The organism is Catenulispora pinistramenti (assembly GCF_018274385.1).
In the GTDB taxonomy this organism is placed as follows: domain Bacteria; phylum Actinomycetota; class Actinomycetes; order Streptomycetales; family Catenulisporaceae; genus Catenulispora; species Catenulispora pinistramenti.
Genome location: NZ_JAAFYZ010000063.1, coordinates 14,382 through 39,729, shown reverse-complemented (window position 1 = coordinate 39,729; position 25,348 = coordinate 14,382). Strand labels below are relative to the sequence as shown.

Here is a 25,348-nt window from a genome sequence, read left to right as displayed (position 1 = left end):
GTTCGGCACAAGCCTCACAGCTCCAGCCCCGCTTCCCGGGCGCCGTCGGCCACCGCGGCCACCCGGCCGTGGTACTTGTTGCCGCCACGGTCGAAGACGACCGTGCCGACACCCTTGGCCTTGGCCCGCTCGGCGACGAGCTTGCCGACTTCCTTGGCCTTGGCGGTCTTGTCGCCCTCGCCGGTGCGCAGGCCATCCTCCATGGTGGAGGCGGAGGCCAGCGTCACGCGGGTGACGTCGTCCACGACCTGCGCCACCATGTGGCGCGAGGAGCGGGTGACCACCAGGCGCGGCCGCAGGGCGGTGCCGGCGACCTTCTTGCGGACGCGCAGGTGGCGCCGCTTGACGGCGTTGCGCTTCTTCGCCGAACCCTTGCCGATCTTGACTGCGAAAGCCATTACTTCTTCCCAGCCTTTCCGGCCTTGCGGCGGATGACCTCGCCGGTGAACTTGATGCCCTTGCCCTTGTAGGGGTCGATCTTGCGCAGCTTCTTGATGTAGGCGCAGGTCTCGCCCACCAGCTGCTTGTCGATCCCGGACACGGAGAACCTGGTCGGGCTCTCCACGGCGAAGGTGATGCCATCGGGGGCCGGGACCGGCACCGAGTGGCTGTAGCCGAGGGCGAACTCGAGGTCCTTGCCCTTGGCGGTCACGCGGTAACCGACACCGGAGATCTCCAGCTGCTTGGTGTAGCCCTGGGTCACGCCGATGATCATGTTGTTGACCAGAGTCCGCGACAGACCGTGGCGCTCCTTGGCGACCCGCTCGTCGTTCGGGCGCGCGACGACCAGATTGCCGTCCTCGCCCTTGGAGATCGTGATCGGGGTCACGACGGTGTGCGACAGGGTGCCCTTGGGCCCCTTGACGGTCACGTCCTGGCCGTTGATGGTGACGTCGACGCCGGTGGGAACCGGGATCGGCAGCCGTCCAATACGAGACATTGCTACTCCTCCTTCCCTTACCAGACGTAGGCGAGGACTTCGCCGCCGACGCCCTTGCGGGCGGCCTGGCGGTCGGTCAGCAGACCGGTCGAAGTCGAGATGATGGCGACGCCGAGTCCGCCCAGAACCCGAGGCAGGCTCGTGGACTTCGCGTAGACACGCAGACCCGGCTTGGAGATCCGCTTGATACCGGCGATGGAGCGCTCACGGTTCGGCCCGAACTTCAGGTCGATGGTGAGGGACTTGCCCACCTCCGCGTCCTCGACCTTCCAGGAGGCGATGTAGCCCTCCTGCTTGAGGATCTCGCAGATGTGCGTCTTGATCTTGCTCGACGGCATGGTCACCTGGTCGTGGTACGCCGAGTTGGCGTTCCGCAGCCGGGTGAGCATGTCCGCGATCGGGTCGGTCATGGTCATAGTTGGCCGTAGGCCTTCCTCGCCGTGGTATCCCCGCGCTGCTCACGCTCTTCCGATAGGAGCGCACATACACGGGGACCTGCGGCGTGTAGTAGTTACCAGGAGCTCTTCGTGACGCCCGGCAGTTCGCCGGCGTGCGCCATCTCGCGCAGGCAAACCCGGCACAGGCCGAACTTGCGGTAGACCGAGTGCGGACGGCCGCACTTGGAGCAGCGGGTGTAGCCGCGCACCTTGAACTTCGGCTTCGCGAGAGCCTTGTTGATCAGGGCCTTCTTCGCCATTTGCTCACGCCTCCTTGAACGGGAATCCGAGGAGACGCAGCAGCGCGCGACCCTCATCGTCGTTGCGAGCGGTCGTCACGACGGTGATGTCCATGCCGCGCACGCGGTCGATCTTGTCCTGGTCGATCTCGTGGAACATCGACTGCTCGTTCAGACCGAAGGTGTAGTTGCCCCGGCCGTCGAACTGCTTGGGCGACAGACCGCGGAAGTCGCGGATACGGGGCAGCGCGATCGACACCAGCCGGTCGCAGAACTCCCACATCCGGTCGCCGCGCAGCGTGACGTGCGCGCCGATGGGCTGGCCCTCACGCAGCTTGAACTGCGCGATGGACTTGCGGGCCCGGGTCACGGTCGGCTTCTGGCCGGTGATCGCCGCGAGGTCGCGGACGGCGCCGTCCATCAGCTTGGAGTCACGGGCGGCGTCGCCGACACCCATGTTCACGACGATCTTGGTCAGACCGGGGATCAGCATGACGTTCGGGAAGCCGAACTGCTCCTTGAGCGCCGGGGCGATCTCCGAGCGGAAACGCAGCTTCAGCCGCGGCTGCACCGCGGTCTGGGTCTCAGTCACAGTCATCAGATGTCCTTACCGGTGCGCTTGGCGTAACGAACGCTGCGCGTGACGGTCTTCTTCGAACCGTCGGCGAGCGTGCGCTCCTCCTCCACGCGGCGGTAACCCACGCGCGTGACGACCTTGGCGCCCTCGTGCTCGACGACCAGCATCACGTTGGAGACGTGGACCGGGGCCTCGACGGTGATGATGCCGCCGGTCTTGCTCCCGCGGACGGACTGGCCGACCTTGGTGTGCTTCTTGACCCGGTTGACACCCTCGACCAGGACCTTCTCGGTCTCCGGGAAGGCCTGGATGACCTTGCCCTGCAGACCCTTGTCCTTGCCGGTGATGACCTGGACCAGGTCACCCTTCTTGATGTTCAGCGACGCCATGGCTTACAGCACCTCCGGGGCGAGCGAGACGATGCGCATGTAGCGCTTCTCGCGCAGCTCACGGCCCACCGGGCCGAAGATGCGGGTCCCGCGCGGGTCCCCGCCGTCCTTGATCAGGACGGCCGCGTTCTCGTCGAAGCGGATGTACGAGCCGTCGGGACGCCGGCGCTCCTTGACGGTGCGCACGACGACCGCCTTGACGACGTCGCCCTTCTTGACGCCCGCGCCGGGCAGAGCGTCCTTGACGGTGGCGACGATGACGTCGCCGATTCCGGCGTAGCGGCGGCTGGAGCCACCGAGCACGCGGATGCAGAGGATTTCCTTCGCACCCGTGTTGTCGGCGACCCGGAGCCGCGACTCCTGCTGGATCACTTATCTATCTCCTTCGTCGTGCCGGTTCACCGCAGGGCCGCGGGGTTCGAATCCCGCGGCCGATCCGCGGTGCCTGGCCGAACGGACTGGTTACTTGGCCTTCTCGAGAACCTCGACCAGGCGCCAGCGCTTGGTCGCCGAGAGCGGCCGGGTCTCCATGAGCAGGACGCGGTCGCCGATGCCGGCCGTGTTCTGCTCGTCGTGGGCCTTCAGCTTGGTGGTGCGGCGCACGACCTTGCGGTACTTGGGGTGCGTCTTGCGGTCCTCGACGAGAACGACGATGGTCTTCTCCATCTTGTCGCTCACGACGTAGCCCTCACGCACCTTGCGCGCGCCACGCTCCTCGGTGTTCTCCACCGCCTGCTCGCTCACTTCGCCTCCTCAGTACTGATGCCGAGCTCACGCTCTGTCATCAAGGTGTAGATGCGAGCGATGTCCTTCTTCACGGCGCGCATGCGGCCGTGGTTCTCAAGCTGGCCGGTGGCCTGCTGGAAGCGGAGGTTGAACAGCTCCTCCTTGCTCTCACGGAGCTTCTCCAGCAGTTCGGCGTCGCCGAGTTCGCGCAGTTCGCGCGCGGTGGTCCCGGTCGCCATCAGATGTCACCTGCCTCACGCTTGATGATCCGGCACTTGAGCGGGAGCTTGTGCGTCGCGCGAAGCAGGGCCTCGCGTGCGCGCTCCTCGTTCGGGTACGAGAGCTCGAAGAGCACCCGGCCGGGCTTGACGTTCGCGACCCACCACTCGGGCGAGCCCTTACCGGAACCCATGCGGGTCTCGGCCGGCTTCTTGGTCAGCGGACGGTCCGGGTAGATGTTGATCCACACCTTGCCACCACGGCGGATGTGCCGGTTGATGGCGATACGAGCGGACTCGATCTGCCGGTTGGTCACGTACGCCGGGGTCAGCGCCTGGATGCCGTACTCGCCGAACGCCAGGTTGTTGCCGCCCTTGGAGGCGCCGGAGCGACCGGGGTGGTGCTGCTTGCGGTGCTTGACCCGCCGAGGGATCAGCATCGTCACGCCTCCTTGTTCTGAGCAGCCTCGGTCGAGGCCTCGGCCACCGGGGCCTCCGCCGTCGGAGCCGAAGCCTGAGCCTGGTTCTGCTGGCCGCCGTCGCGACCGCCGCCGGCGCCGCCTTCGCGACGCGGGCCACGGCCACCGCCGCCGCCGTCACGACGCGGGCCACGGCCACCGTCGCGACCGCCGCCGCCGCCGTCACGGCCACCGCCACGGCGGTCGCCATCACGCTGCGGACGCCCGGCACGGGCCTCGGCGGCGTTCAGCGCACGCTGAGCGGACAGCGAGGTGACATCGCCCTTGTAGATCCAGACCTTCACGCCGATCCGGCCGAAGGTGGTCTTGGCCTCGTAGAAGCCGTAGTCGATGTTCGCGCGCAGCGTGTGCAGCGGCACGCGACCCTCGCGGTACTGCTCCGAACGGCTCATCTCGGCGCCGCCCAGACGACCGGAGACCTGGACCTTGATGCCCTTGACGCCGGCCTTCATCGAGGACTGGATCGCCTTGCGCATCGCGCGGCGGAACGCCACGCGCTGGGCCAGCTGCTCCGCGATGCCCTGCGCGACCAGCTGAGCGTCGCTCTCGGGGTTGCGCACCTCGAGGATGTTCAGCTGGACCTGCTTGGCGGTCAGCTTCTCGAGCTTGCCGCGGATGCGGTCGGCCTCGGCGCCGCGGCGGCCGATGACGATGCCCGGACGCGCGGTGTGGATGTCGACGCGGACGCGGTCACGCGTGCGCTCGATCTCCACCTTGCTGATGCCCGCGCGGTCCATGCCGTCGGTCATCAGGCGGCGGATCGCGACGTCTTCCTTGACGTAGTCCTTGTACAGCTTGTCGGCGTACCACCGGGACTTGAAGTCCGTGGTGATGCCGAGGCGGAACCCATGCGGGTTAACCTTCTGGCCCACTATCGGGTCCTGCCCTTCTGCGCGACGCCCGCGGTCTCGCTGACCACGATCGTGATGTGCGAGGTCCGCTTGCGGATGCGGTAGGCGCGGCCCTGAGCACGCGGCCGGAACCGCTTCAGGGTCGGACCCTCGTCCACGTAGGCCTCGGTGATGACCAACTGGCCGTTGAGCTTCTTGTTGTTGCGGGCGTTGGCGGCAGCCGACGCGACGCACTTGAAGACCGGCTCGGCGGCGGCGTACGGGGCGAAGCGCAGGGTGTCCAGCGCCTGCTCCACGTCCTGGCCGCGGACCATGTCCACGACCCGGCGCACCTTCATGGCGGTCATGCGGATGTTCTTCGCCTGGGCAATAGCCTCGTTGCCCGCGAGGTCCTTGGCCTTGTTCTCAGCCACGGCGCGACCTCCGATCGTCCTTCACGTGACCCTTGAACGTACGGGTCGGGGAGAACTCACCGAGCTTGTGGCCGACCATGGCCTCGGTGATGAACACCGGGACGTGCTTGCGGCCGTCGTGCACGGCGATGGTGTGACCCAGCATGTCCGGCACGATCATCGAGCGCCGGGACCAGGTCTTGATGACGTTCTTGGTGTTCTTCGCGTTCTGGGCGTCCACCTTCTTGATCAGGTGGCCGTCGACGAAGGGGCCCTTCTTGAGACTGCGCGGCATCTAAACCTCCTCCTAGCGCTTCTTGTTGGACTTGCGACGGCGGACGATGTACTTGTCGGAGGCCTTGCCCGGCTTGCGGGTACGGCCCTCCTTCTGACCCCACGGGGACACCGGGTGGCGGCCACCGGAGGTCTTGCCCTCACCACCACCGTGCGGGTGGTCGATCGGGTTCATCGCCACACCGCGGACGGTCGGGCGCTTGCCCTTCCAGCGCATGCGGCCGGCCTTGCCCCAGTTGATGTTCGACTGCTCGGCGTTGCCGACCTCGCCGACCGTGGCGCGGCAGCGCATGTCGACGTTGCGGATCTCGCCGGAGGGCAGGCGCAGCTGCGCGAAGCCGCCGTCCTTGGCGACCAGCTGGACGCTGGCACCGGCGGACCGGGCCATCTTCGCGCCGCCGCCCGGACGGAGCTCGATCGCGTGGATCGTGGTACCGGTCGGGATGTTGCGCAGCGGCAGGTTGTTGCCGGGCTTGATGTCCGCGCCGGGACCGTTCTCGATCCGGTCGCCCTGGCTCAGGTTCTTCGGAGCCAGGATGTAGCGCTTCTCGCCGTCCGCGTAGTGCAGCAGCGCGATGCGCGCGGTGCGGTTCGGGTCGTACTCGATGTGCGCGACCTTGGCCGGCACGCCGTCCTTGTCGTGGCGGCGGAAGTCGATCAGACGGTACGCACGCTTGTGGCCGCCACCCTGGTGGCGGACGGTGATACGTCCGTTGCTGTTCCGGCCGCCCTTGCTGTGGACCGGGACGACCAGCGACTTCTCCGGGGTGCTCCGGGTGATCTCGACGAAGTCGGCGACCGAGGAGCCGCGGCGGCCCGGGGTCGTCGGCTTGTACTTACGGATGCCCATTAGGAAACCGGCCCTCCAAACAGCTCGATGCGGCCCTTCTTGCCGTCACCGGGATTGGGGTCCACGGTCACGATCGCGCGCTTGGTGTTCTTGCGCTGGCCCACGCCGAAGCGGGTCCGCTTGCGCTTGCCCTGGCGGTTGATCGTGTTCACCGACAGGACCTTGACGTCGAAGATCTCCTCGACGGCCTCGCGGATCTGGATCTTGTTCGTGTCCGGGTGGACGACGAAGGTGTAGGTGTTCTGGTCCAGGAGCGCGTAGCTCTTCTCGGACACCACCGGCTTGATGATGATGTCGCGGGCCAGGACGCCGCGGTCAGCGAACTTGCTGGTCACGCGTCGCTCCCCTCAACTTCGAGGGAGGACGCCACCGCGGTGGCGGACTTCCCCTTGGCGGGACCGGCCACGAACTGGTCGTACGCGCCGCGGGTGAACACGACGGCGTCGTTGACGAGCACGTCGTAGGTGTTCAGCTGGCCGACGTCGATCAGGTGCACGGTCGGGACGTTCCGGAGGCTCTTGTAGGAGACCTCGTCGGTGCGCTGCAGCACGACCAGCACGTTGCGGTGCTCGGTCACGCCCTTCAGCAGCGCCACGGCGGACTTGGTGTTCGGGGTCTGACCCTCCACCAGCGCGTCCACCACGATCACGCGGCCGTCGCGCGCCCGGTCGGACAAGGCTCCGCGCAGCGCGGCGGCCTTCATCTTCTTCGGGGTGCGCTGGGCGTAGTCGCGCGGCACCGGGCCGTGGACGACGCCACCGCCGGCGAACTGCGGCGCGCGGGTCGAACCCTGACGGGCCCGGCCGGTGCCCTTCTGGCGGTACGGCTTCTTGCCGCCGCCGGACACCTCGCCGCGGGTCTTGGTCTTGTGCGTGCCCTGACGGGCCGCCGCCAGCTGGGCCACCACGACCTGGTGGATCAGCGGGATGTTGGTCTGGACGTCGAAGATCTCGCCGGGGAGGTCGACGGAGACAACCTGCGTCATAGTCAGGCTCCCTTCTTGACCGAGGTCTTGACCAGCACCAGGCCGCCGTTGGGGCCGGGGATGGCGCCCTTGACCAGGATCAGGCCCTTCTCGGCGTCCACAGCCTGGACGGTGAGGTTCTGGACGGTCACGCGCGCCGAGCCCATGCGGCCGGCCATGCGCACGCCCTTGAACACGCGACCGGGGGTCGCGCAGGCGCCGATGGAACCGGGCGAGCGGTGCTTGCGCTGCACGCCGTGGCCCGCGCCGAGGCCCTTGAAGTTGTGGCGCTTCATGACGCCGGCGAAGCCGTGGCCCTTGGAGGTCCCGGAGACGTCGACGATCTGGCCGGAGGCGAAGGCCTCGGCGGTGATCTCCTGGCCGAGCGCGTACTCGGCGGCGTCGGTGGTCCGGATCTCCACGGTGTAGCGGCGCGGCGTCACGCCGGCCTTCGCGAAGTGGCCGGCCTCCGGCTTGTTCACCTTGGTCGGCTTCACGGCACCGTAGGCGATCTGCACGGCCTCGTAGCCGTCGATCTCCTGCTTGCGGATCTGCGTCACCACGCACGGCCCGGCCTTGACGACGGTCACCGGGATCACCCGGTTGTTCTCGTCCCAGACCTGGGTCATGCCGAGCTTTTCGCCCAGGACGCCCTTAATCTGCTTTCCCATGTGCCGGCCGCCTAGAGCTTGATCTCGATGTCGACGCCCGCCGGCAGGTCGAGACGCATCAGCGAGTCAACCGTCTTCGGGGTCGGGTCGAGGATGTCGATGAGTCGCTTGTGCGTGCGCATCTCGAAGTGCTCGCGCGAGTCCTTGTACTTGTGCGGCGAGCGGATGACGCAGTACACGTTCTTCTCAGTCGGCAGCGGCACCGGGCCGGCGACCTGCGCACCAGTGCGGATCACGGTCTCGACGATCTTCTTCGCCGAGGAGTCGATCACCTCGTGGTCGTAGGCCTTGAGCCTGATGCGGATCTTCTGTCCCGCCATGGCTGCTTGGTTCCTTATCCTTCGTCTTTCTTGGACCTGTTGTCCGGCGTCTGCGTCGGCCGACCCCGATCGGTGCCGAGGACTGCTCGCATCAACGCGCCCGGCGGATCGGGGTGGTTGTGGACCCACCCGACCACCGGGTTCGCACGCGTTCCACAGCCTGTGTGTCCCGCGAAGCTTGTCGTGCTTGTCCCGTGTCGTCCGGTCCACGCGGTCGGGCGTGTCGCCCGGTGGAGCGCAGTGATTCCGTGGGCGTGGCTCATCGCCTCGCCTGCAGAACCGGATTCCGCGAGAATGTGCTCTACCAGCTACGGAACCCCGGCCGAAGACGGCCTGGAGTCCCCGCGCACCCTGCGAGCGGGCGCGAACGGTCGAGCAACCTCAACAGTATGGCCCAGGCCTGGGGGTTTTGGGAAATCGGGGCGTGGGCATACCACGGTTCTATTTTGAGATGTGATATGGGGCACGCTGTCGCCCGGCCGGAATCGACGCCCCGACGCTGGTCACCCACCGGAATCGGGCCGGCACTGTCGACATTCGCGCGGGGCACTCCCCGCACCTGCCGATCCAGATACCGACCCGACTGAGGCGGCGCCGATCCGACTGACGTGGCGCCGATCCGGCTTCACGCCGCGACGCGCGGCTCCGGCGCCGCGGACACCGTGGCCGCGGTCACGTACTCCTTGTACTCCACCGCGTTCGCGGCCCGGCCGGTGAGCCAGTTGAAGAAGCCGGCGACCAGCTTGCGGGTCAGCATCTTGTAGGCCTTGTTGCGGCTGCGGATCTTCTTGTCGTCGACCGGCGCCAGGAAGTTGCCCGAGCCCTTGCCCTGCTTCTGGCCGATCTTGGCCCCCGGGCGCAGGATCCGCTCGTAGGCGGCGAAGGCCGCGGCGAAGTCGCCACCCGACCCGGCGAGTTCGCCGGCCAGCACGTTCGCGCCCATCATCGCCATGCCGGTGCCGCTGCCGCCGGGACCGGCGCACCAGGCGGCGTCGCCGAGGAGCACGACCCGACCGGTGGACCAGCGGTCCATGTGGATCTGGCTGAGGGTGTCGAAGTAGAGGTCCTCGGCCTCCCACATGTCCTTCAGGAGAGTCGGCACCTCCCACCCCGCGTTCGCGTAGGTGGCGGCGACCAATTCCTTCTGCGCCTCGGCGTCGCGGCGGTCGTAGACCAGGCCCGGGGCGTGGAAGACGAAGCCGACGCCGAGGCGGTCCCGATCCCGGGCGCTGGCGGCCATCACACCGCAGCCGGGAACGTTGTAGATGCGGCCTTCGTGGTCCAGGCCGAGGGTGTTCGGCGCGGTGAAGCCGGCGATCGCCCAGCCGAGGTCCTTACGGAACCCCTCCTCGGGGCCGAAGGCCAGCCGGCGCACACCGGAGTGCAGGCCGTCGGCGCCGACCACCAGGTCGTAACTGCCGGTCGCGCCACTGGCGAAGGTCACCTGGACGCTGTCCGGGCCCTGCTCCAGGCCGACTATCGACTCGTCGAAGACGTAGTCGGTGTACTCGCGGGTCGCGTCATACAGGATCCGGGCCAGATCCCCGCGCTCGACCTCGACCTCGCCGCTGAAGAAGGCCGAGTCGAAGGCCACCACCGGCCGCCCCGCGTTGTCGATCACCACCTGGTCCCCCATCGCGGTCTCGGCCGCCTTGACCGCCTCGAAGATGCCCATCGCCTTCAGCAGCTTCACCTGCTCACCGCGGAAGTCCACGGCGCCGCCGCTGTCGCGCAGGAAGGCCGAGCGCTCGACGACGGTCGTCTGGAAGCCGTGCCGGTGCAGCCAGTAGGCCAGCGCGGGACCGGCGATCCCGGCGCCGGAGATGAGGATGCTGCGGTTGTTCATGGCTGTGCTCCCTTGGATCGCCCGCCCTGTCGTGCTCGATGAGACGACTGTACAATCGTCTTGAACAATCGTGCAAGACGATTGTACAAACGTGTCGATCCGCGATTCCCGGCGGCGTGCGGCATACCGTCGCGCCATGGAAGCCGCCTACACCCTCGACGACGCCCGCGCCCTGTTCCCCGACCTGGTCGAGGAGGCCCGGCTGACGCGCCACCCGGTCTACGTCACCGACGAGGCCGGCGAGCCGGTCGTGGCGATCGTCGGAATGCGGTGGCTGGAGGAGTGCGAGAAGTTGCTGGCGCAGAGCGGGTCACCGGCCTGAGACCACCTCCAGGCCGTAGCGGTCGGCGAAGTACCGGTAGGGCCGCGGGTCGCCGGTGGCCAGCGGCAGGCCGTAGGACAGGCACCCGGCGGCGAGCCAGCAGTGGTTCAGCGCCGGCGCGCTCCCGGTCCGCTGCGCCGCCACCGTGATGCGGCCCCAGATCCGGGCCACGGTCTCGTCCCCGAGGATCATGCGCCGTGGATCAACCCACTGGCACAGCTCCTCGGCCCGGGAATGGCCCCACAACAGCCGCTCGGGCCAGGTGACCAACTCGGCCACCGTGGTGAACGGCAACACGACGGTCCGGCCCGCGAGCCCGCCCGGCGCCCGCTCGGCCACGAACAGGCGTGAGGCGACATCGGTATCGGCGGCGATGAGATCGGGGCCCGCGTCCGCACCGCGCTCCGGGCCGCCGTGCCGGTCAGCCGGCATGCTGCCGCCGCTCCGCACGCAGCCAGGCCAGGAAGGCCTCGTGCTCGCGATCGGAGGCGAACAACGTCGGCCAGCCGGCCAGCTCATCGAGCGTCATCGGCCGCACGCCGGCCACCCTGACCTGCCGGTCCAGATCGCTCCGCCGGAGCGGCTGGATCCGGGCCAGCCAAGCGTCGAAGGTCTCGCCGGGCAACGGTGGATACTTCACACCAACCTCCGAGGTTCGGGGAATTACATCTAGTTAATGTCCCCCCTGCCGCTCATGAGCGTGAGGCGGTCAGGAAATTCACTCGAAAGTAGAACGCTGCGATTCCGGTACGGTGCCGGACGTGATGACTGCTGACGACGTGCTCCTGGTCCACACCCTGCTGTCCGAGGCCGGTGCCGACCACTGGATCGGCGGCGGCGCCACGACATGGCCCGGCTGCGTCAGGCGTTCGGGATCGCCACTCACTTCTGAGGCAGACAGAAAGGCCCCCGGAGCCGAAGCTCCGAGGGCCTTCCCAGTACCGCGGTGGCCTGACGGCCAGAAGGTACTTACTTCGTGATCTTCACAACGCGGCCGGCGCCGACGGTGCGGCCACCCTCACGGATGGCGAACCGCAGGCCCTCCTCCATGGCGATCGGCTGGATCAGCTCGACGGCCATCTCGGTGTTGTCGCCCGGCATGACCATCTCGGTGCCCTCGGGGAGGGTCACGACGCCGGTCACGTCGGTGGTCCGGAAGTAGAACTGCGGACGGTAGTTGTTGAAGAACGGGGTGTGGCGGCCGCCTTCGTCCTTGGACAGGATGTAGACGTTCGCGTCGAACCCGGTGTGCGGGGTGGTCGTGCCCGGCTTGATCACGACCTGGCCGCGCTCGACGTCGTCGCGCTTGATGCCGCGCAGCAGCAGACCGACGTTCTCACCGGCCTGGCCCTCGTCGAGCAGCTTGCGGAACATCTCGACGCCGGTGACCGTGGTGGTCTGCTTCTCGTTGCGGATGCCCACGATGTCGACGGTCTCGTTGACCTTGACGACGCCGCGCTCGATGCGACCGGTGACCACGGTGCCACGGCCGGTGATCGTGAAGACGTCCTCGATCGGCATCAGGAACGGCTTGTCGATCTCGCGCTCGGGCTGCGGGATCGACTCGTCGACCGCGTTCATCAGCTCCATGAGCTTGGCGCTCCACTCGGGGTCGCCCTCCAGCGCCTTCAGCGCCGAGACGCGGATCACCGGCAGGTCGTCGCCCGGGAACTCGTACTCCGAGAGCAGCTCGCGGACCTCGAGCTCGACGAGCTCCAGGATCTCCTCGTCGTCCACCATGTCGGACTTGTTCAGCGCGACGACGATGTAGGGGACGCCGACCTGGCGGGCCAGGAGCACGTGCTCCTTGGTCTGCGGCATCGGGCCGTCGGTGGCGGCCACGACCAGGATGGCGCCGTCCATCTGGGCCGCACCGGTGATCATGTTCTTGATGTAGTCCGCGTGACCGGGGCAGTCGACGTGCGCGTAGTGACGCGCCTCGGTCTGGTACTCGACGTGCGCGATGGAGATGGTGATACCGCGCTGACGCTCTTCGGGCGCCTTGTCGATCTGGTCGAACGGGGTGTACGGGTTCAGGTCCGGGTGAGCGTCGTGCAGAACCTTGGTGATGGCCGCGGTCAGCGTCGTCTTACCGTGGTCGATGTGACCAATGGTGCCGATGTTGACGTGCGGCTTGGTCCGCTCGAACTTCGCCTTCGCCACGATGTCCTCCTGTTGGACGGTTGTGGTGCCGCCGAGGGATGGCTGCCCCCGGCGGCTCTACAGATTTGTTTAGGTGAACCGGCTTGGGCTACTCGCCGCGCGCCTTCTTAACGATCTCTTCCGCCACGTTCCGGGGAACCTCGGCGTAGGAGTCGAACTGCATGCTGTACGAGGCCCGGCCCGACGTCTTGGACCGCAGGTCCCCGACGTAACCGAACATCTCGCTCAGCGGAACCAGGGCCTTGACGACCCGGGAGCCGAACCGCTCCTCCATGGCCTGGATCTGGCCACGGCGGGAGTTCAGGTCGCCGATCACTTCGCCCATGTAGTCCTCGGGCGTGGTGACCTCGACCGCCATCATCGGCTCCAGCAGCGCCGGATCGGCCTTGCGGGCCGCTTCCTTGAACGCCATGGAACCGGCGACCTTGAACGCCATCTCCGAGGAGTCGACGTCGTGGTACTTGCCGTCCAGCAGCGTCACCTTGACGCCGGTCAGCGGGAAGCCGGCGAGCACGCCGAACTCCATCGCGTCCTGGCAGCCGGCGTCCACCGAGGGGATGTACTCCTTGGGGATGCGGCCGCCGCTGACGGCGTTGACGAACTCGTAGCCCTCGGCACCCGGCTCGCCGTCCGCAAGCGGCTCCAGCGAGATGATGACGGAGGCGTACTGGCCCGAACCACCGGTCTGCTTCTTGTGCGTGTACTCGACCTTCGGCACCGCGCGCCGGATGGTCTCGCGGTAGGCCACCTGGGGCTTGCCGACGTTGGCCTCGACCTTGAACTCCCGGCGCATGCGGTCCACCAGGATCTCCAGGTGGAGCTCGCCCATGCCGGAGATGATGGTCTGGCCGGTCTCCTCGTCCGTGCGGACCTGGAAGGACGGGTCCTCCTCGGCCAGCCGCTGGATCGCGGTGCCCAGCTTCTCCTGGTCGGACTTCGTCTTCGGCTCGACGGCCACGTGGATCACCGGGGCCGGGAAGGTCATCGACTCCAGGATGATCGGGTTCGCCTGGTCCGACAGCGTCTCGCCGGTCGTGGTGTCCTTCAGACCCATGACGGCGATGATGTCGCCGGCGCCCACCGACTCGATCTCCTCACGCTTGTTGGCGTGCATGCGGTAGATCTTGCCGATGCGCTCCTTGCGCCCCTTCACGGAGTTCAGGTAGGTGCCACCGGACTCCAGGACGCCGGAGTAGACCCGGACGAAGGTGAGCTTGCCCAGGTGCGGGTCGCTCATGATCTTGAACGCCAGGGCCGACATCGGCTCCTCGGAGGACGGCTTGCGGTGCAGCACCGTCTCCTCGTCACCGACTTTGTGGCCGTCGATGGCGTCCACGTCCAGCGGCGAGGGCAGGTACCGGACGATCGCGTCGAGCAGGGGCTGAACGCCCTTGTTCTTGAACGCGGTCCCGCAGAACACCGGGTTCAGCTTGGCGGCGAGGGTGGCGCGGCGGATCGCCACGTACAGCTGCTCCAGGGTGGGCTCCTTGCCCTCCAGGTACAGCTCCATCATCTCGTCGTCGGCCTCGGCCAGGGTCTCCAGCAACCGTCCGCGCCACTCGTCGGCGGCCTCGGTGTGGGTGTCCGGGATGTCGACCTCGTCGTAGGCCTCGCCCAGCTTGGTCTCGGCACTCCAGACCAGGGCCTTCATCTTCACCAGGTCGATGACGCCCTTGAAGTCCGCCTCAGCGCCGATCGGCAGCTGCATGACCAGCGGCACGGCCTGCAGCCGGGTCACGATCATGTCGACGCAGCGGTGGAACTCCGCGCCGGTGCGGTCCAGCTTGTTGACGAAGCAGATCCGCGGGACGCCGTAACGGTCGGCCTGCCGCCAGACCGTCTCGGACTGCGGTTCCACGCCGGCGACCCCGTCGAACACCGCGACCGCGCCGTCGAGCACGCGCAGGGAGCGCTCCACCTCGACGGTGAAGTCGACGTGCCCGGGCGTGTCGATGATGTTGATCGTGTTGTCGACGTTGTCCACCGTCCAGTGACAGGTGACAGCAGCGGAGGTGATCGTGATGCCACGCTCCTGCTCCTGCTCCATCCAGTCGGTGGTGGCAGCGCCGTCGTGGACCTCGCCGATCTTGTAGCTCATCCCGGTGTAGTACAGGATGCGCTCGGTCGTCGTGGTCTTGCCCGCGTCGATGTGGGCCATGATCCCGATGTTGCGGACCTTGGCCAGGTCAACGGCGTTGGGGGCCATTTCGCTCAGCTCTTTCCGGTCTCGACTACCAGCGGTAGTGCGCGAACGCCTTGTTGGCGTCGGCCATCTTGTGCGTGTCCTCGCGGCGCTTGACCGAGGCACCCAGGCCGTTGGAGGCGTCCAGGAGCTCGTTCATCAGGCGCTCGGTCATCGTCTTCTCGCGGCGCTGCCGGGAGTAGCCGACGAGCCAGCGCAGGGCGAGGGTCGTCGAGCGGCCGGCGCGGACCTCGATCGGCACCTGGTAGGTGGCACCGCCGACGCGGCGGGACTTGACTTCCAGGGTCGGCTTGACGTTGTCCAGCGCGCGCTTGAGCGTGATCACCGGGTCGGTGCCGGTCTTCTCCCGGCAGCCTTCCAGGGCGCCGTAGACGATGCGCTCGGCGGTGGAGCGCTTGCCGTCCAGCAGGACCTTGTTCACCAGCGAGGTGACCAGGGGGGAGTTGTAGACCGGGTCGATGACGACCGGGTGCTTCGGGGCAGGACCCTTGCGAGGCATTAGCTCTTCTCCTTCTTGGCGCCGTAGCGGCTGCGGGCCTGCTTGCGGTTCTTGACGCCCTGGGTGTCGAGCGAGCCACGGACGATCTTGTACCGAACGCCCGGCAGGTCCTTCACTCGGCCGCCGCGCACGAGCACGATGGAGTGCTCCTGCAGGTTGTGGCCGACGCCCGGGATGTAAGCCGTGACCTCGATGCCGGAGGAGAGCTTCACACGGGCCACCTTGCGCAGAGCCGAGTTCGGCTTCTTGGGCGTGGTGGTGTACACGCGGGTGCAGACGCCGCGGCGCTGCGGGGACCCCTTGAGCGCAGGAGTGTTGTTCTTCACAACCTTGTCCTGCCGGCCCTTGCGGACCAACTGCTGAATGGTAGGCACTAGGTCAGGCCTTCCCTTTCTTTCTAAGTCTCCGCGTGGGCGACCCCGGGCGCGGAGTGCTACTACCTCTCGGTTTCGCGTCGAGTTCCTGCTGGTTGTCCACCGACCGCGACGGTCCGCCCGCGGGGCGGGCGTCTTGTCCGGGTATCACCCGGGACGTCCGGTCCACGAGGTCGGGTGTGTCGCGACCTACAGACCCCTGCTGACTCCCGGTTGGGCTGTGCGGTGAACGCCAGCTCATACCCGGATGGTGCGCAGGCAGGAGTAGCCGGGGGGACACCCCTGGCACGGCGACGAGCCTACCCAGGGCATGCCGGTGAGGTCAAAACGGGGAGAGGGACCCTAGCACCGGAGGGGGCCACCATCAAGGCGGCTGGTCCGTGCGCCGGGCACCTCCACGTCAGTCCCCGCCCCGAACTTATCTATTCTCGCATGCCGGACACCCTCGCGTAACCGATTAACGAGGCGGGTGACAACAAGCGGCAGATGGGTCAACGGCTGGGGCACAGGAGGTATTCCCGCGCCACGCCCGCGCCCTGCCGTCACCTGAGCAACAGCGGCCGTCAGGTGAGCAACAGTGTCAGCACACCCTTGATTCCGGCGTGCGCCACGAAGTAGTAGTGGAAGACCAGATAGGCCAGGATCGCCAGATCGGCCAACCCCAGCACCCGCGCCAGATCCGCGAGCCCGGCCCCGGACCGCGCCCCCTCGGCCGCCAGTATGTTCCGCTTGGCCTGGGACCCCCACCGCGCGGCGAAGACCGCGGCCAGCAACGCCACGACGATCGGCAGGTTGTAGAACGGCGTCCACGACGACCAGGCGAGCACCGCGGCCGCCATCGCCAGCACCGCCCGAAGCTCGAGCCTGGCCCCCCGCTCCGGCCCGCCGTAGCCGCCCTGCCGCGGCACCGGGCTGGGCGAGGGTCGGCTGCCGGCCGCACTGTAATTGGGACGCCCGACTTCGGGCTGGTCGTTCATCGGCGTGGCCGCCTTTCGGGTCACTGACTCCAGGTTCAGGGTACCCACGATGGAACCTGAAGCACCGCTCAAGCATCAAAGGTCTGTATCGTCCGCACACCGGGGGGACCCATGACCTTCCAGCAACACTTCGACGCGCTTGATGTGACTACTCGCGCGGCGTTGGTTTTCCGTTACCGCGAGGGGCTTCCGCTCTCGCACGTGGCTCAGTTGGTCGACCGGCCGGCCCGCAAGCTGGGCCCGCACCTGGAGCGGTCGCTGAGCTCGCTCAGCGACGCCGGCGCGCTGACCGGGGCCGGCGCGCTCGATGAGGCCGAGGACGCGCAGGACGCTCTGCGCCGGCGGCTTGAGGAGCTGCGCGGGGATCCGGCGCTGTCGTCGTTCAGCTTGGTGTCCGCGGTGCGGGCCGAGCGGAACCGGCGGGGATTGTTGCGGGGGCGGGTGATGGGGCGGTTCGCGTAGCGGCCCGGTCACCGGCGTTGAAGCTGGCGCGGGCGGTAGACGTCGGCCCGATGCGCGATTCGGACGATATCGATGACGATCGTGTCGTCGTTGATCTCGTAGATCACGCGATAGTCAAGGCGCCGGGCGCTCCATCGCCCTTCGAGGGACCGGCCGAGCGGTTTACCCACTCGGCGCGGGTTCTCGGCCAGGACATTTTCGATGAACGCGATGGCCGCTTCGACGGCCTTCAGCGGCAGTCGGTCCAGATCTCGCTTGGCAGAACGCCGGTAGCTGATCCGGTAGGTCATTCGCCCTCGGCCCGACGTCGTTCAGCGATGTAGGCCGCCATCTCCTCGCTGGAAATGCCACTTCCGGGGTTTGCCCGCGCTTCGGCGAGATCCTCGTGGATTCCTGGCTGCGACAGCCAGAAGAGGGTCTCCTCGATGCTCTCCCACTCCTCAACCCCTATCAACATCGCCTCGCTCCGGCCGTTGACCGTGATCGTGATGTGCTCGTGCTCCACGCTGGCCCGGCGGACGTAGTCGGACAGATGTGCCTTCACTTCGCTCAGCGGCTGAGTCGTCATGGTCAGAATTCTAGTCAGCCGATGCGGAAGCGCAAACCGAAGGGCGGCCGCTCCCCCACCGGGGAACGACCGCCCTTCAGCGCTCTACTGACTCAGACCTCAGCCGCTGTACCCGCCGAAGTCGTACTCCTCCAGCGGAACAGCCTGGCCGGAGCCGCTGCCGAAGCTGTACGACGAGTAGTCGTCGTCGTAGCCCACCAGCGTGTACATCTGGGCCTTCGCCTCTTCGGTCGGCTCGACCTTGATGTTCCGGTAGCGCGGCATGCCGGTCCCCGCGGGGATCAGCTTGCCGATGATCACGTTCTCCTTCAGGCCGAGCAGCGAGTCGGACTTGCCGTTGATCGCCGCGTCGGTCAGGACCCGGGTGGTCTCCTGGAAGGAGGCCGCCGAGAGCCAGGAATCCGTGGCCAGGGAGGCCTTGGTGATGCCCATCAGCTGGTTACGCGCGGAGGCGGTCTGGCCGCCCTCGGCGATCACCTTGCGGTTCTGCTCCTGGAAGCGGCCGCGCTCGACCAGCTCGCCGGGCAGCAGTTCGGCGTCGCCGGCCTCGATGATCGTCACCCGGCGCAGCATCTGCCGGACGATGATCTCGATGTGCTTGTCGTGGATCGGCACACCCTGGCTGCGGTACACCTTCTGCACCTCGGCCACCAGGTGGATCTGCACCTGCCGGTCGCCCATGATGCGCAGCACGTCGTGCGGGTTGACGGTGCCCTTGGTGAGCTCCTGCCCGACCTCCACGCGCTGGTCGTCGGCGACCAGCAGCATGGTGCGCTTGCTGACCGGGTAGGCGACCTCCTCCGTGCCGTCGTCCGGGGTGACGATGAGCTTGCGGGTCTTGTCGGTGTCCTCGATCCGGACCCGGCCGGCCGCCTCGGCGATCGGCGCCACGCCCTTGGGCGTGCGGGCCTCGAACAGCTCGATGACACGCGGCAGACCCTGCGTGATGTCGTCGCCGGCCACACCGCCGGTGTGGAAGGTGCGCATGGTCAGCTGGGTGCCGGGCTCGCCGATCGACTGCGCGGCGATGATGCCCACCGCCTCGCCGACGTCCACCAGCTTGCCGGTGGCCAGCGAGCGGCCGTAGCACATCGCGCAGGTGCCGACCTTGGACTGGCAGGTCAGGACCGAGCGGACCTTGACCTCGGCCACCCCGGCCGCGATCAGCTTGTCGATCGCGACGTCACCGAGGTCGACGTTGGCGTCCAGGATCGTCTTCTTCTCGACGACGACCTTCTCGGCCAGGTTGCGGGCGTAGACCGAGTTCTCGACGTTCTCGTCCTTGATCAGCTGCCCGTCGGCGCCGCGGGCGGCGATGGGCATCAGGATGCCCCGCTCCGTCCCGCAGTCCTCCTCGCGGATGATCACGTCCTGCGAGACGTCCACCAGACGCCGGGTCAGGTACCCGGAGTCGGCGGTGCGCAGCGCGGTGTCGGCCAGGCCCTTGCGGGCGCCGTGGGTGGAGACGAAGTACTCGACCACCGACAGGCCCTCGCGGAAGGACGCCTTGATGGGACGCGGGATGGTCTCGTTCTTGGCGTTGGAGACCAGTCCACGCATACCGGCGATCTGCCGCATCTGCATGAAGTTACCGCGCGCGCCGGAGTCGACCATCATGAAGATCGGGTTGGTCTTCGAGAAGTTCGCCTGCATCGCGTCGGCGACGTCGTTCGTCGCCTGGGTCCAGATCTGGATGAGCTCCTGGTTGCGCTCCTCCTTGGTGACCAGACCGCGCTCGTACTGCTTCTGGATCTTGTCCGCGCGCGCCTCGTAGCCCTCGAGGATCTCGGCCTTCTTCGGCGGCACGACGATGTCCTCGACGGACACGGTGACCCCGGAGCGGGTGGCCCAGTAGAAGCCCGCGGCCTTCAGGTTGTCCAGGGTGGCCGCGACGGTCACCTTCGGGTAGCGCTCGGCCAGGTCGTTGACGATCGCCGAGAGCTGCTTCTTGGCCACCTCGCGGTTCTCGTACGGGTAGTCCAGCGGCAGCAGCTCGTTGAACAGCGCCCGGCCCAGCGTGGTCTTCAGGCGGAACGGCTGGCCGGTCTCCCAGCCCTCCGGCGCCACCCAGCCACGCGGCGGCACGGCCTCGGAGATCCGCAGCTCGATCGGCGCCTGCAGGTCCAGCTCGCGGTTGTCGAAGGCCATCATGCCCTCGGAGATCGAGCCGAACGCCCGGCCCTCGCCCTTCATCCCGTCACGGTCCATCGTGAGGAAGAAGATGCCCAGGACCATGTCCTGCGTCGGGGAGGTGATCGGCCGGCCGTGCGCCGGGGACAGGATGTTGTTCGAGGACAGCATCAGGATGCGGGCCTCGGCCTGTGCCTCGGCGGACAGCGGCAGGTGCACCGCCATCTGGTCGCCGTCGAAGTCCGCGTTGAACGCGGTGCACACCAGCGGGTGGATCTGGATCGCCTTGCCCTCGACCAGCTGCGGCTCGAAGGCCTGGATGCCCAGGCGGTGCAGCGTGGGGGCCCGGTTGAGCAGCACCGGGTGCTCCCCGATGACCTCCTCCAGCACGTCCCACACCACCGGCCGCGCGCGCTCCACCATCCGCTTGGCGGACTTGATGTTCTGCGCGTGGTTCAGGTCCACCAGCCGCTTCATCACGAACGGCTTGAACAGCTCCAGCGCCATCTGCTTGGGCAGACCGCACTGGTGCAGCTTGAGCTGCGGGCCGACCACGATGACCGAACGGGCCGAGTAGTCGACGCGCTTGCCCAGCAGGTTCTGGCGGAACCGGCCCTGCTTGCCCTTGAGCATGTCGCTCAGGGACTTCAGCGGACGGTTGCCGGGACCGGTGACCGGACGGCCGCGACGGCCGTTGTCGAACAGCGAGTCCACGGCCTCTTGGAGCATCCGCTTCTCGTTGTTGACGATGATCTCCGGCGCGCCCAGGTCCAGCAGCCGCTTGAGCCGGTTGTTCCGGTTGATCACCCGGCGGTACAGGTCGTTCAGGTCGGAGGTCGCGAAGCGGCCACCGTCCAGCTGCACCATCGGACGCAGGTCCGGCGGGATCACGGGCACGCAGTCCAGCACCATGCCGGAGGGCGAGTTGTTGGTCGCCCGGAAGGCCTCGACGACCTTCAGGCGCTTGAGGGCGCGGGTCTTCTTCTGGCCCTTGCCGTTGCGGATGGTGTCGCGCAGCGACTCCGCCTCGGCGTCCAGGTCGAAGGTCTCCAGCCGCTTCTGCAGCGCGGCCGCGCCCATCGAGCCGGAGAAGTACGTGCCGTAGCGGTCACGCATCTCCCGGTACAGGATCTCGTCGCCTTCCAGGTCCTGGACCTTCAGCGACTTGAACCGGCTCCAGACCTCGTCCAGGCGGTCGATCTCGCGCTGCGCGCGGTCGCGCAGCTGCTTCATCTCCCGCTCGCCGCCCTCGCGGACCTTGCGGCGCTGGTCGGCCTTGGCACCCTCGGCCTCCAGGGCCGCCAGGTCCTCTTCCAGCTTCTTCTGCCGGGCCTCGACGTCGGCGTCGCGCCGGTTCTCGACCTGCTGGCGCTCGACGGAGACCTTGGCCTCCAGCGAGGGCAGGTCCCGGGTGCGCCGCTCGTCGTCGACCTCGGTGATCATGTAGGCGGCGAAGTAGATGACCTTCTCCAGGTCCTTCGGCGCCAGGTCCAGCAGGTAGCCCAGCCGGGACGGCACACCCTTGAAGTACCAGATGTGGGTCACCGGGGCGGCGAGCTCGATGTGGCCCATCCGCTCACGACGCACCTTGGCCCGCGTGACCTCGACACCGCAGCGCTCGCAGATGATGCCCTTGAAGCGCACCCGCTTGTACTTGCCGCAGTAGCACTCCCAGTCCCGGGTCGGGCCGAAGATCTTCTCGCAGAAGAGTCCGTCCTTCTCCGGCTTCAGGGTGCGGTAGTTGATGGTCTCCGGCTTCTTCACCTCGCCGTAGGACCAGGTGCGGATGTCGTCGGCAGTCGCCAGACCGATACGGAGCTCGTCGAAGAAATTAACGTCAAGCATGTGGTTTCTATCCTCCTCGATGACTCGTTCGATCAGACCTCTTCGACACTGGACGGCTCACGCCGACTCAGGTCGATGCCCAGTTCCTCGGCCGCCCGGAAGACGTCCTCGTCGGTGTCGCGCAGCTCGATCATGGTGCCGTCCTTGCTCAGCACCTCGACGTTGAGGCACAGCGACTGCATTTCCTTGATCAACACCTTGAAGGACTCCGGGATGCCGGGCTCGGGGATGTTGTCGCCCTTGACGATGGCCTCGTAGACCTTCACGCGGCCGAGCACGTCGTCGGACTTGATGGTGAGCAGTTCCTGCAGCGCGTAGGCGGCGCCGTAGGCCTCCAGGGCCCACACCTCCATCTCGCCGAACCGCTGGCCGCCGAACTGGGCCTTACCGCCCAGCGGCTGCTGCGTGATCATCGAGTAGGGGCCGGTGCTGCGCGCGTGCAGCTTGTCGTCCACCAGGTGGTGCAGCTTCAGGATGTACATGTAGCCGACCGAGATCGGGTACGGGAACGGCTCGCCGGAGCGGCCGTCGAACAGCCGGGCTTTGCCGGACTCGTTGACCAGTCGGACGCCGTCGCGGGTCTTGAGGGTGTTGCCCAGCAGACCGGTGATCTCGTCCTCGCGGGCGCCGTCGAAGACCGGGGTCGCGACCTTGGTCTTCGGCTCGGCCTTGTCCGCGCCGATCGAGCGCAGCCGGTCCTGCCACTCGGCGGTGCCGTCGCCGATGTCCCAGCCGGTGGCGGCGATCCACCCCAGGTGGGTCTCCAGCACCTGCCCCGGGTTCATCCGGGAGGGCACACCGAGCGGGTTCAGCACGATGTCGACCGGGGTGCCGTCGTCCAGGAACGGCATGTCCTCCACCGGGAGGATCTTGGCGATGACACCCTTGTTGCCGTGCCGGCCGGCCAGCTTGTCACCGTGGGTGATCTTGCGCTTCTGCGCCACGTACACCCGGACCAGCTGGTTCACGCCCGGGGGCAGCTCGTCGCCGCTGTCCCGGTCGAAGATCCGGACACCGATGATCTTGCCCTGCTCGCCATGCGGCACCTTCAGCGAGGTGTCGCGGACTTCGCGGGCCTTCTCACCGAAGATCGCACGCAGCAGCCGCTCCTCCGGGGTGAGCTCGGTCTCGCCCTTGGGCGTGACCTTGCCGACCAGGATGTCGCCGGGGACGACGTCGGCGCCGATCCGGATGATGCCGCGCTCGTCGAGGTCGGCCAGGACCTCCTCGGAGACGTTCGGGATGTCCCGGGTGATCTCCTCCGGGCCCAGCTTGGTGTCCCGGGCGTCGACCTCGTGCTCCTCGATGTGGATCGAGGACAGGACGTCGTCCTGCACGAGGCGCTGCGACAGGATGATCGCGTCCTCGTAGTTGTGGCCCTCCCACGGCATGAACGCCACGAGCAGGTTCTTGCCCAGGGCCATCTCGCCGTCCTGGGTGCACGGGCCGTCGGCCAGCACCGAGCCGATCTCCACCCGCTCGCCCTCGGTGACGATCACCTTCTGGTTGAAGGAGGTGCCCTGGTTGGAGCGGCGGAACTTGGCGATCCGGTAGACGCTGGTGGTGGCGTCGTCGTTGGCCACGCTCACCAGGTCGGCGGACACCTCGGTGATGACGCCGGCCTTGTCGGCGGTCACCACGTCGGCGGCGTCGACCGCGCACCGGTACTCCATGCCGGTGCCGACGTACGGCGAGTCCGACTGCAGCAGCGGCACGGCCTGGCGCATCATGTTCGCACCCATCAGGGCGCGGTTGGCGTCGTCGTGCTCCAGGAACGGGATCATCGCGGTGGCGACCGACACCATCTGGCGCGGGGAGACGTCCATGTAGTCGATGTCGCCCGGCAGCATCATCTCGATCTCGCCGCCCTTGCGGCGGCACAGCACGCGCTCGTCCACGTAGCCGCCGTCGTCGGTGACCGGCGCGTTGGCCTGCGCCACGACGTACCGGTCCTCCTCATCGGCGGTCAGGTAGTCGATCTGGTCGGTGACCCGGCCGTCGACCACCTTGCGGTAGGGGGTCTCGATGAAGCCGAAGGCGTTGATCCGGCCGTAGGAGGCCAGCGAGCCGATCAGGCCGATGTTCGGGCCTTCCGGGGTCTCGATCGGGCACATCCGGCCGTAGTGGGACGGGTGCACGTCGCGGACCTCGAAGCCGGCCCGCTCCCGGGACAGACCGCCGGGGCCCAGCGCGTTCAGGCGGCGCTTGTGGGTCAGACCGGACAGCGGGTTGGTCTGGTCCATGAACTGCGAGAGCTGGCTGGTGCCGAAGAACTCCTTGATGGAGGCCACGACCGGCCGGATGTTGATCAGCGTCTGCGGGGTGATGGCCTCGACGTCCTGCGTGGTCATGCGCTCGCGCACCACGCGCTCCATGCGGGCCAGACCGGTGCGGACCTGGTTCTGGATCAGCTCGCCGACGCTGCGCAGCCGGCGGTTGCCGAAGTGGTCGATGTCGTCCTCTTCGACGACCACGTTCGGCGCGCCCTCGACCTGCGGCGGCATCTCGGTCTCACCGGCGTGCAGCTTCACCAGGAAGCGGATCGCGTTGACGATGTCGTCCTCGGTGAGCACCGTGTTGTCGATGCCGCTGGCCTGCCCCAGCTTCTTGTCGATCTTGTAGCGGCCGACCTTGGCCAAGTCGTACCGCTTGGGGTTGAAGTACAGGTTGTCCAGCAGGGTCTGGGCCGCCTCGCGCGTCGGCGGCTCGCCCGGGCGCAGCTTGCGGTAGATGTCCAGCAGCGCCTCGTCCTGGCCGGCGGTGTGGTCCTTCTCCAGCGTCTGGCGCATGGACTCGTACTCGCCGAACTCCTCCAGGATCCGGGCGTCGTCCCAGCCCAGGGCCTTCAGGAGCACGGTGACGTGCTGCTTGCGCTTGCGGTCGACGCGCACGCCGACCATGTCGCGCTTGTCGATCTCGAACTCCAGCCAGGCACCCCGGCTCGGGATGATCTTGGCGTTGAAGACGTCCTTGTCGGAGGTCTTGTCGATGTCCTGCGAGAAGTACAGACCCGGGGAGCGCACCAGCTGGGTCACCACGACACGCTCGGTGCCGTTGATGATGAAGGTGCCCTTGTTGGTCATGAGCGGGAAGTCGCCCATGAACACGGTCTGGCTCTTGATCTCGCCGGTCTCGTTGTTCGTGAACTCGGCGGTCACGAACAGCGGGGCGGCGAAGGTGAAGTCGCGGTCCTTGCACTCGTCGATGGAGTACTTCGCGGGCTCGAAGCGGTGGTCGCGGAACGTCAGCGACATGGTGCCCTGGAAGTCCTCGATCGGGGAGATCTCCTCGAAGATCTCCTCCAGACCGGAGGTGGTGGGTACGTCCAAGCCTGCGGCCTGCTGCTCGGAAACGCGACCCTTCCAGGTGGCGTTGCCGACCAGCCAGTCGAAGGACTCCGTCTGCAGCGCGAGCAGGTTCGGAACCTCGAGCGGCTCTTTAATCTTCGCGAAGGAGATGCGGCGGGCGGCGTTCTTGGTGATGTTCTGGGCGGTGCGCGAGGCGGCCAAGAGGGGTCCTTCCGGGGCTCGGACTGGACTGGCTGTCCTTAGCGCTACCGGATGAACCTGTATCCCTACCCGCCGACGGATCCAACGAAACCCCAGGTCGGCT

32 protein-coding genes are annotated in these 25,348 nt (G+C 67.5%); 2 read left to right on the top strand and 30 right to left on the bottom strand.

Features of this window, described 5'->3' with window-relative positions; all coding sequences use genetic code 11:
* Positions 1-14 precede the first annotated feature (14 nt).
* From rplR to KGQ19_RS19725, 19 genes are all read right to left on the bottom strand, one after another.
* Positions 15-398: a 50S ribosomal protein L18 gene (gene rplR / locus KGQ19_RS19815; protein WP_212010681.1), complete on the bottom strand. Its 384-nt coding sequence runs from the start codon at positions 396-398 to the stop codon at positions 15-17.
* Positions 398-940, bottom strand: a complete 543-nt coding sequence (gene rplF / locus KGQ19_RS19810; RefSeq protein WP_212010680.1) for a 50S ribosomal protein L6 — start codon at positions 938-940, stop codon at positions 398-400. Before rplF ends, rplR begins: the two co-directional genes overlap by 1 nt.
* Before the next feature lie 17 nt (positions 941-957).
* Positions 958-1,356, bottom strand: coding sequence for a 30S ribosomal protein S8 (gene rpsH / locus KGQ19_RS19805; RefSeq protein WP_212010679.1), 399 nt, complete (start codon positions 1,354-1,356; stop codon positions 958-960).
* Between the two features lie 95 nt (positions 1,357-1,451).
* On the bottom strand, positions 1,452-1,637 hold the full coding sequence (locus KGQ19_RS19800) for a type Z 30S ribosomal protein S14 (RefSeq protein WP_012785171.1): 186 nt from the start codon (positions 1,635-1,637) through the stop codon (positions 1,452-1,454).
* Positions 1,638-1,641: 4 nt separating this feature from the next.
* Positions 1,642-2,214 carry a 50S ribosomal protein L5 gene (gene rplE, locus KGQ19_RS19795; RefSeq protein ID WP_212010678.1) on the bottom strand — a complete coding sequence of 191 codons (573 nt, stop codon included), beginning with the start codon at positions 2,212-2,214 and terminating at the stop codon, positions 1,642-1,644.
* The gene (rplX, locus tag KGQ19_RS19790; RefSeq protein ID WP_194896228.1) at positions 2,214-2,573 is read right to left on the bottom strand and encodes a 50S ribosomal protein L24; all 360 of its coding nucleotides are present in this window, start codon (positions 2,571-2,573) and stop codon (positions 2,214-2,216) included. The genes rplE and rplX overlap by 1 nt, the downstream gene beginning before the upstream one ends.
* Before the next feature lie 12 nt (positions 2,574-2,585).
* Positions 2,586-2,954: a 50S ribosomal protein L14 gene (rplN, locus tag KGQ19_RS19785; protein WP_194896208.1), complete on the bottom strand. Its 369-nt coding sequence runs from the start codon at positions 2,952-2,954 to the stop codon at positions 2,586-2,588.
* A 90-nt stretch (positions 2,955-3,044) separates the two neighbouring features.
* Positions 3,045-3,326 carry a 30S ribosomal protein S17 gene (rpsQ, locus tag KGQ19_RS19780; protein WP_212010677.1) on the bottom strand — a complete coding sequence of 94 codons (282 nt, stop codon included), beginning with the start codon at positions 3,324-3,326 and terminating at the stop codon, positions 3,045-3,047.
* Positions 3,323-3,547, bottom strand: coding sequence for a 50S ribosomal protein L29 (rpmC, locus tag KGQ19_RS19775; RefSeq protein WP_194896210.1), 225 nt, complete (start codon positions 3,545-3,547; stop codon positions 3,323-3,325). The genes rpsQ and rpmC overlap by 4 nt, the downstream gene beginning before the upstream one ends.
* Positions 3,547-3,966: a 50S ribosomal protein L16 gene (rplP, locus tag KGQ19_RS19770; RefSeq protein ID WP_012785165.1), complete on the bottom strand. Its 420-nt coding sequence runs from the start codon at positions 3,964-3,966 to the stop codon at positions 3,547-3,549. Before rplP ends, rpmC begins: the two co-directional genes overlap by 1 nt.
* 2 nt (positions 3,967-3,968) lie before the next feature.
* Positions 3,969-4,877 (bottom strand): 30S ribosomal protein S3, encoded by a 909-nt coding sequence (gene rpsC / locus KGQ19_RS19765; RefSeq protein WP_212010676.1) that lies wholly within the window; start codon positions 4,875-4,877, stop codon positions 3,969-3,971.
* Positions 4,877-5,269: a 50S ribosomal protein L22 gene (gene rplV / locus KGQ19_RS19760; protein ID WP_212010675.1), complete on the bottom strand. Its 393-nt coding sequence runs from the start codon at positions 5,267-5,269 to the stop codon at positions 4,877-4,879. Before rplV ends, rpsC begins: the two co-directional genes overlap by 1 nt.
* The gene (rpsS, locus tag KGQ19_RS19755) at positions 5,262-5,543 is read right to left on the bottom strand and encodes a 30S ribosomal protein S19 (RefSeq protein WP_212010674.1); all 282 of its coding nucleotides are present in this window, start codon (positions 5,541-5,543) and stop codon (positions 5,262-5,264) included. The genes rplV and rpsS overlap by 8 nt, the downstream gene beginning before the upstream one ends.
* 12 nt (positions 5,544-5,555) lie before the next feature.
* Positions 5,556-6,392: a 50S ribosomal protein L2 gene (gene rplB, locus KGQ19_RS19750; RefSeq protein WP_212010673.1), complete on the bottom strand. Its 837-nt coding sequence runs from the start codon at positions 6,390-6,392 to the stop codon at positions 5,556-5,558.
* Entirely contained in the window at positions 6,392-6,727 is a 336-nt protein-coding gene (gene rplW, locus KGQ19_RS19745) for a 50S ribosomal protein L23 (protein WP_194896215.1), read from the bottom strand. The genes rplB and rplW overlap by 1 nt, the downstream gene beginning before the upstream one ends.
* Positions 6,724-7,377 (bottom strand): 50S ribosomal protein L4, encoded by a 654-nt coding sequence (gene rplD, locus KGQ19_RS19740; RefSeq protein WP_212010672.1) that lies wholly within the window; start codon positions 7,375-7,377, stop codon positions 6,724-6,726. The genes rplW and rplD overlap by 4 nt, the downstream gene beginning before the upstream one ends.
* A gap of 2 nt (positions 7,378-7,379) precedes the next feature.
* The gene (gene rplC / locus KGQ19_RS19735) at positions 7,380-8,027 is read right to left on the bottom strand and encodes a 50S ribosomal protein L3 (RefSeq protein ID WP_194896217.1); all 648 of its coding nucleotides are present in this window, start codon (positions 8,025-8,027) and stop codon (positions 7,380-7,382) included.
* A gap of 11 nt (positions 8,028-8,038) precedes the next feature.
* Positions 8,039-8,347 carry a 30S ribosomal protein S10 gene (gene rpsJ, locus KGQ19_RS19730; RefSeq protein ID WP_012785157.1) on the bottom strand — a complete coding sequence of 103 codons (309 nt, stop codon included), beginning with the start codon at positions 8,345-8,347 and terminating at the stop codon, positions 8,039-8,041.
* 625 nt (positions 8,348-8,972) lie between these two features.
* Positions 8,973-10,193, bottom strand: coding sequence for an FAD-dependent monooxygenase (locus KGQ19_RS19725; RefSeq protein ID WP_212010671.1), 1,221 nt, complete (start codon positions 10,191-10,193; stop codon positions 8,973-8,975).
* A 136-nt stretch (positions 10,194-10,329) separates the two neighbouring features.
* Between KGQ19_RS19725 and KGQ19_RS19720 the strand changes: the two genes are divergently transcribed.
* On the top strand, positions 10,330-10,515 hold the full coding sequence (locus tag KGQ19_RS19720) for a type II toxin-antitoxin system prevent-host-death family antitoxin (protein WP_212010670.1): 186 nt from the start codon (positions 10,330-10,332) through the stop codon (positions 10,513-10,515).
* Here KGQ19_RS19720 and KGQ19_RS19715 read toward each other — a convergent pair.
* The 7 genes from KGQ19_RS19715 to KGQ19_RS19685 all read right to left on the bottom strand — a co-directional run bounded on the left by KGQ19_RS19715 (position 10,504) and on the right by KGQ19_RS19685 (position 16,731).
* The gene (locus KGQ19_RS19715) at positions 10,504-10,947 is read right to left on the bottom strand and encodes a PIN domain-containing protein (RefSeq protein ID WP_212010669.1); all 444 of its coding nucleotides are present in this window, start codon (positions 10,945-10,947) and stop codon (positions 10,504-10,506) included. The two genes, KGQ19_RS19720 and KGQ19_RS19715, sit on opposite strands and share 12 nt — an antisense overlap.
* Positions 10,937-11,155: a hypothetical protein gene (locus KGQ19_RS19710; RefSeq protein ID WP_212010668.1), complete on the bottom strand. Its 219-nt coding sequence runs from the start codon at positions 11,153-11,155 to the stop codon at positions 10,937-10,939. The genes KGQ19_RS19715 and KGQ19_RS19710 overlap by 11 nt, the downstream gene beginning before the upstream one ends.
* A 329-nt stretch (positions 11,156-11,484) precedes the next feature.
* Positions 11,485-12,678, bottom strand: a complete 1,194-nt coding sequence (gene tuf / locus KGQ19_RS19705; RefSeq protein WP_212010667.1) for an elongation factor Tu — start codon at positions 12,676-12,678, stop codon at positions 11,485-11,487.
* Between the two features lie 88 nt (positions 12,679-12,766).
* On the bottom strand, positions 12,767-14,884 hold the full coding sequence (gene fusA, locus KGQ19_RS19700; protein ID WP_212010666.1) for an elongation factor G: 2,118 nt from the start codon (positions 14,882-14,884) through the stop codon (positions 12,767-12,769).
* A gap of 25 nt (positions 14,885-14,909) precedes the next feature.
* Positions 14,910-15,380, bottom strand: coding sequence for a 30S ribosomal protein S7 (rpsG, locus tag KGQ19_RS19695; RefSeq protein WP_012785149.1), 471 nt, complete (start codon positions 15,378-15,380; stop codon positions 14,910-14,912).
* Positions 15,380-15,754: a 30S ribosomal protein S12 gene (gene rpsL / locus KGQ19_RS19690; protein WP_194896225.1), complete on the bottom strand. Its 375-nt coding sequence runs from the start codon at positions 15,752-15,754 to the stop codon at positions 15,380-15,382. Before rpsL ends, rpsG begins: the two co-directional genes overlap by 1 nt.
* Positions 15,755-16,317: 563 nt before the next feature.
* A complete protein-coding gene (locus tag KGQ19_RS19685) occupies positions 16,318-16,731 on the bottom strand; it encodes a hypothetical protein (RefSeq protein WP_212010665.1) in 414 nt (137 codons plus the stop codon).
* A 111-nt stretch (positions 16,732-16,842) separates the two neighbouring features.
* Here KGQ19_RS19685 and KGQ19_RS19680 point away from each other — a divergent pair, with 111 nt between their 5' ends.
* Complete coding sequence (locus tag KGQ19_RS19680; RefSeq protein WP_212010664.1) at positions 16,843-17,193, top strand: hypothetical protein; 351 nt, start codon at positions 16,843-16,845, stop codon at positions 17,191-17,193.
* An 8-nt stretch (positions 17,194-17,201) separates the two neighbouring features.
* Here KGQ19_RS19680 and KGQ19_RS19675 read toward each other — a convergent pair whose 3' ends face one another.
* The 4 genes from KGQ19_RS19675 to rpoB all read right to left on the bottom strand — a co-directional run bounded on the left by KGQ19_RS19675 (position 17,202) and on the right by rpoB (position 25,245).
* Entirely contained in the window at positions 17,202-17,483 is a 282-nt protein-coding gene (locus KGQ19_RS19675; protein WP_212010663.1) for a type II toxin-antitoxin system RelE family toxin, read from the bottom strand.
* Positions 17,480-17,761, bottom strand: a complete 282-nt coding sequence (locus KGQ19_RS19670) for a type II toxin-antitoxin system Phd/YefM family antitoxin (RefSeq protein WP_212010662.1) — start codon at positions 17,759-17,761, stop codon at positions 17,480-17,482. The genes KGQ19_RS19675 and KGQ19_RS19670 overlap by 4 nt, the downstream gene beginning before the upstream one ends.
* A 99-nt stretch (positions 17,762-17,860) precedes the next feature.
* Complete coding sequence (locus tag KGQ19_RS19665; RefSeq protein WP_212010661.1) at positions 17,861-21,736, bottom strand: DNA-directed RNA polymerase subunit beta'; 3,876 nt, start codon at positions 21,734-21,736, stop codon at positions 17,861-17,863.
* Positions 21,737-21,768: 32 nt separating this feature from the next.
* Complete coding sequence (rpoB, locus tag KGQ19_RS19660) at positions 21,769-25,245, bottom strand: DNA-directed RNA polymerase subunit beta (RefSeq protein ID WP_212010660.1); 3,477 nt, start codon at positions 25,243-25,245, stop codon at positions 21,769-21,771.
* Positions 25,246-25,348 lie beyond the last annotated feature (103 nt).

What these genes read in the sequence shown, in the direction of transcription:
- rplB (WP_212010673.1), bottom strand. Translation starts at nt 6,392, where the DNA reads ATGGGCATCCGTAAGTACAAGCCGACGACCCCGGGCCGCCGCGGCTCC.
- rpsS (WP_212010674.1), bottom strand. Translation starts at nt 5,543, where the DNA reads ATGCCGCGCAGTCTCAAGAAGGGCCCCTTCGTCGACGGCCACCTGATC.
- rplE (WP_212010678.1), bottom strand. Translation starts at nt 2,214, where the DNA reads ATGACTGTGACTGAGACCCAGACCGCGGTGCAGCCGCGGCTGAAGCTG.
- rpsJ (WP_012785157.1), bottom strand. Translation starts at nt 8,347, where the DNA reads ATGGCGGGACAGAAGATCCGCATCAGGCTCAAGGCCTACGACCACGAG.
- rplP (WP_012785165.1), bottom strand. Translation starts at nt 3,966, where the DNA reads ATGCTGATCCCTCGGCGGGTCAAGCACCGCAAGCAGCACCACCCCGGT.
- fusA (WP_212010666.1), bottom strand. Translation starts at nt 14,884, where the DNA reads ATGGCCCCCAACGCCGTTGACCTGGCCAAGGTCCGCAACATCGGGATC.
- rpmC (WP_194896210.1), bottom strand. Translation starts at nt 3,547, where the DNA reads ATGGCGACCGGGACCACCGCGCGCGAACTGCGCGAACTCGGCGACGCC.
- KGQ19_RS19665 (WP_212010661.1), bottom strand. Translation starts at nt 21,736, where the DNA reads ATGCTTGACGTTAATTTCTTCGACGAGCTCCGTATCGGTCTGGCGACT.
- KGQ19_RS19720 (WP_212010670.1), top strand. Translation starts at nt 10,330, where the DNA reads ATGGAAGCCGCCTACACCCTCGACGACGCCCGCGCCCTGTTCCCCGAC.
- KGQ19_RS19725 (WP_212010671.1), bottom strand. Translation starts at nt 10,193, where the DNA reads ATGAACAACCGCAGCATCCTCATCTCCGGCGCCGGGATCGCCGGTCCC.
- rpsG (WP_012785149.1), bottom strand. Translation starts at nt 15,380, where the DNA reads ATGCCTCGCAAGGGTCCTGCCCCGAAGCACCCGGTCGTCATCGACCCG.
- rpsH (WP_212010679.1), bottom strand. Translation starts at nt 1,356, where the DNA reads ATGACCATGACCGACCCGATCGCGGACATGCTCACCCGGCTGCGGAAC.
- KGQ19_RS19680 (WP_212010664.1), top strand. Translation starts at nt 16,843, where the DNA reads ATGACCTTCCAGCAACACTTCGACGCGCTTGATGTGACTACTCGCGCG.
- rplF (WP_212010680.1), bottom strand. Translation starts at nt 940, where the DNA reads ATGTCTCGTATTGGACGGCTGCCGATCCCGGTTCCCACCGGCGTCGAC.
- rplD (WP_212010672.1), bottom strand. Translation starts at nt 7,377, where the DNA reads ATGACGCAGGTTGTCTCCGTCGACCTCCCCGGCGAGATCTTCGACGTC.
- KGQ19_RS19675 (WP_212010663.1), bottom strand. Translation starts at nt 17,483, where the DNA reads ATGACCTACCGGATCAGCTACCGGCGTTCTGCCAAGCGAGATCTGGAC.
- KGQ19_RS19670 (WP_212010662.1), bottom strand. Translation starts at nt 17,761, where the DNA reads ATGACGACTCAGCCGCTGAGCGAAGTGAAGGCACATCTGTCCGACTAC.
- rplC (WP_194896217.1), bottom strand. Translation starts at nt 8,027, where the DNA reads ATGGGAAAGCAGATTAAGGGCGTCCTGGGCGAAAAGCTCGGCATGACC.
- rplR (WP_212010681.1), bottom strand. Translation starts at nt 398, where the DNA reads ATGGCTTTCGCAGTCAAGATCGGCAAGGGTTCGGCGAAGAAGCGCAAC.
- KGQ19_RS19800 (WP_012785171.1), bottom strand. Translation starts at nt 1,637, where the DNA reads ATGGCGAAGAAGGCCCTGATCAACAAGGCTCTCGCGAAGCCGAAGTTC.
- KGQ19_RS19715 (WP_212010669.1), bottom strand. Translation starts at nt 10,947, where the DNA reads ATGCCGGCTGACCGGCACGGCGGCCCGGAGCGCGGTGCGGACGCGGGC.
- KGQ19_RS19685 (WP_212010665.1), bottom strand. Translation starts at nt 16,731, where the DNA reads ATGAACGACCAGCCCGAAGTCGGGCGTCCCAATTACAGTGCGGCCGGC.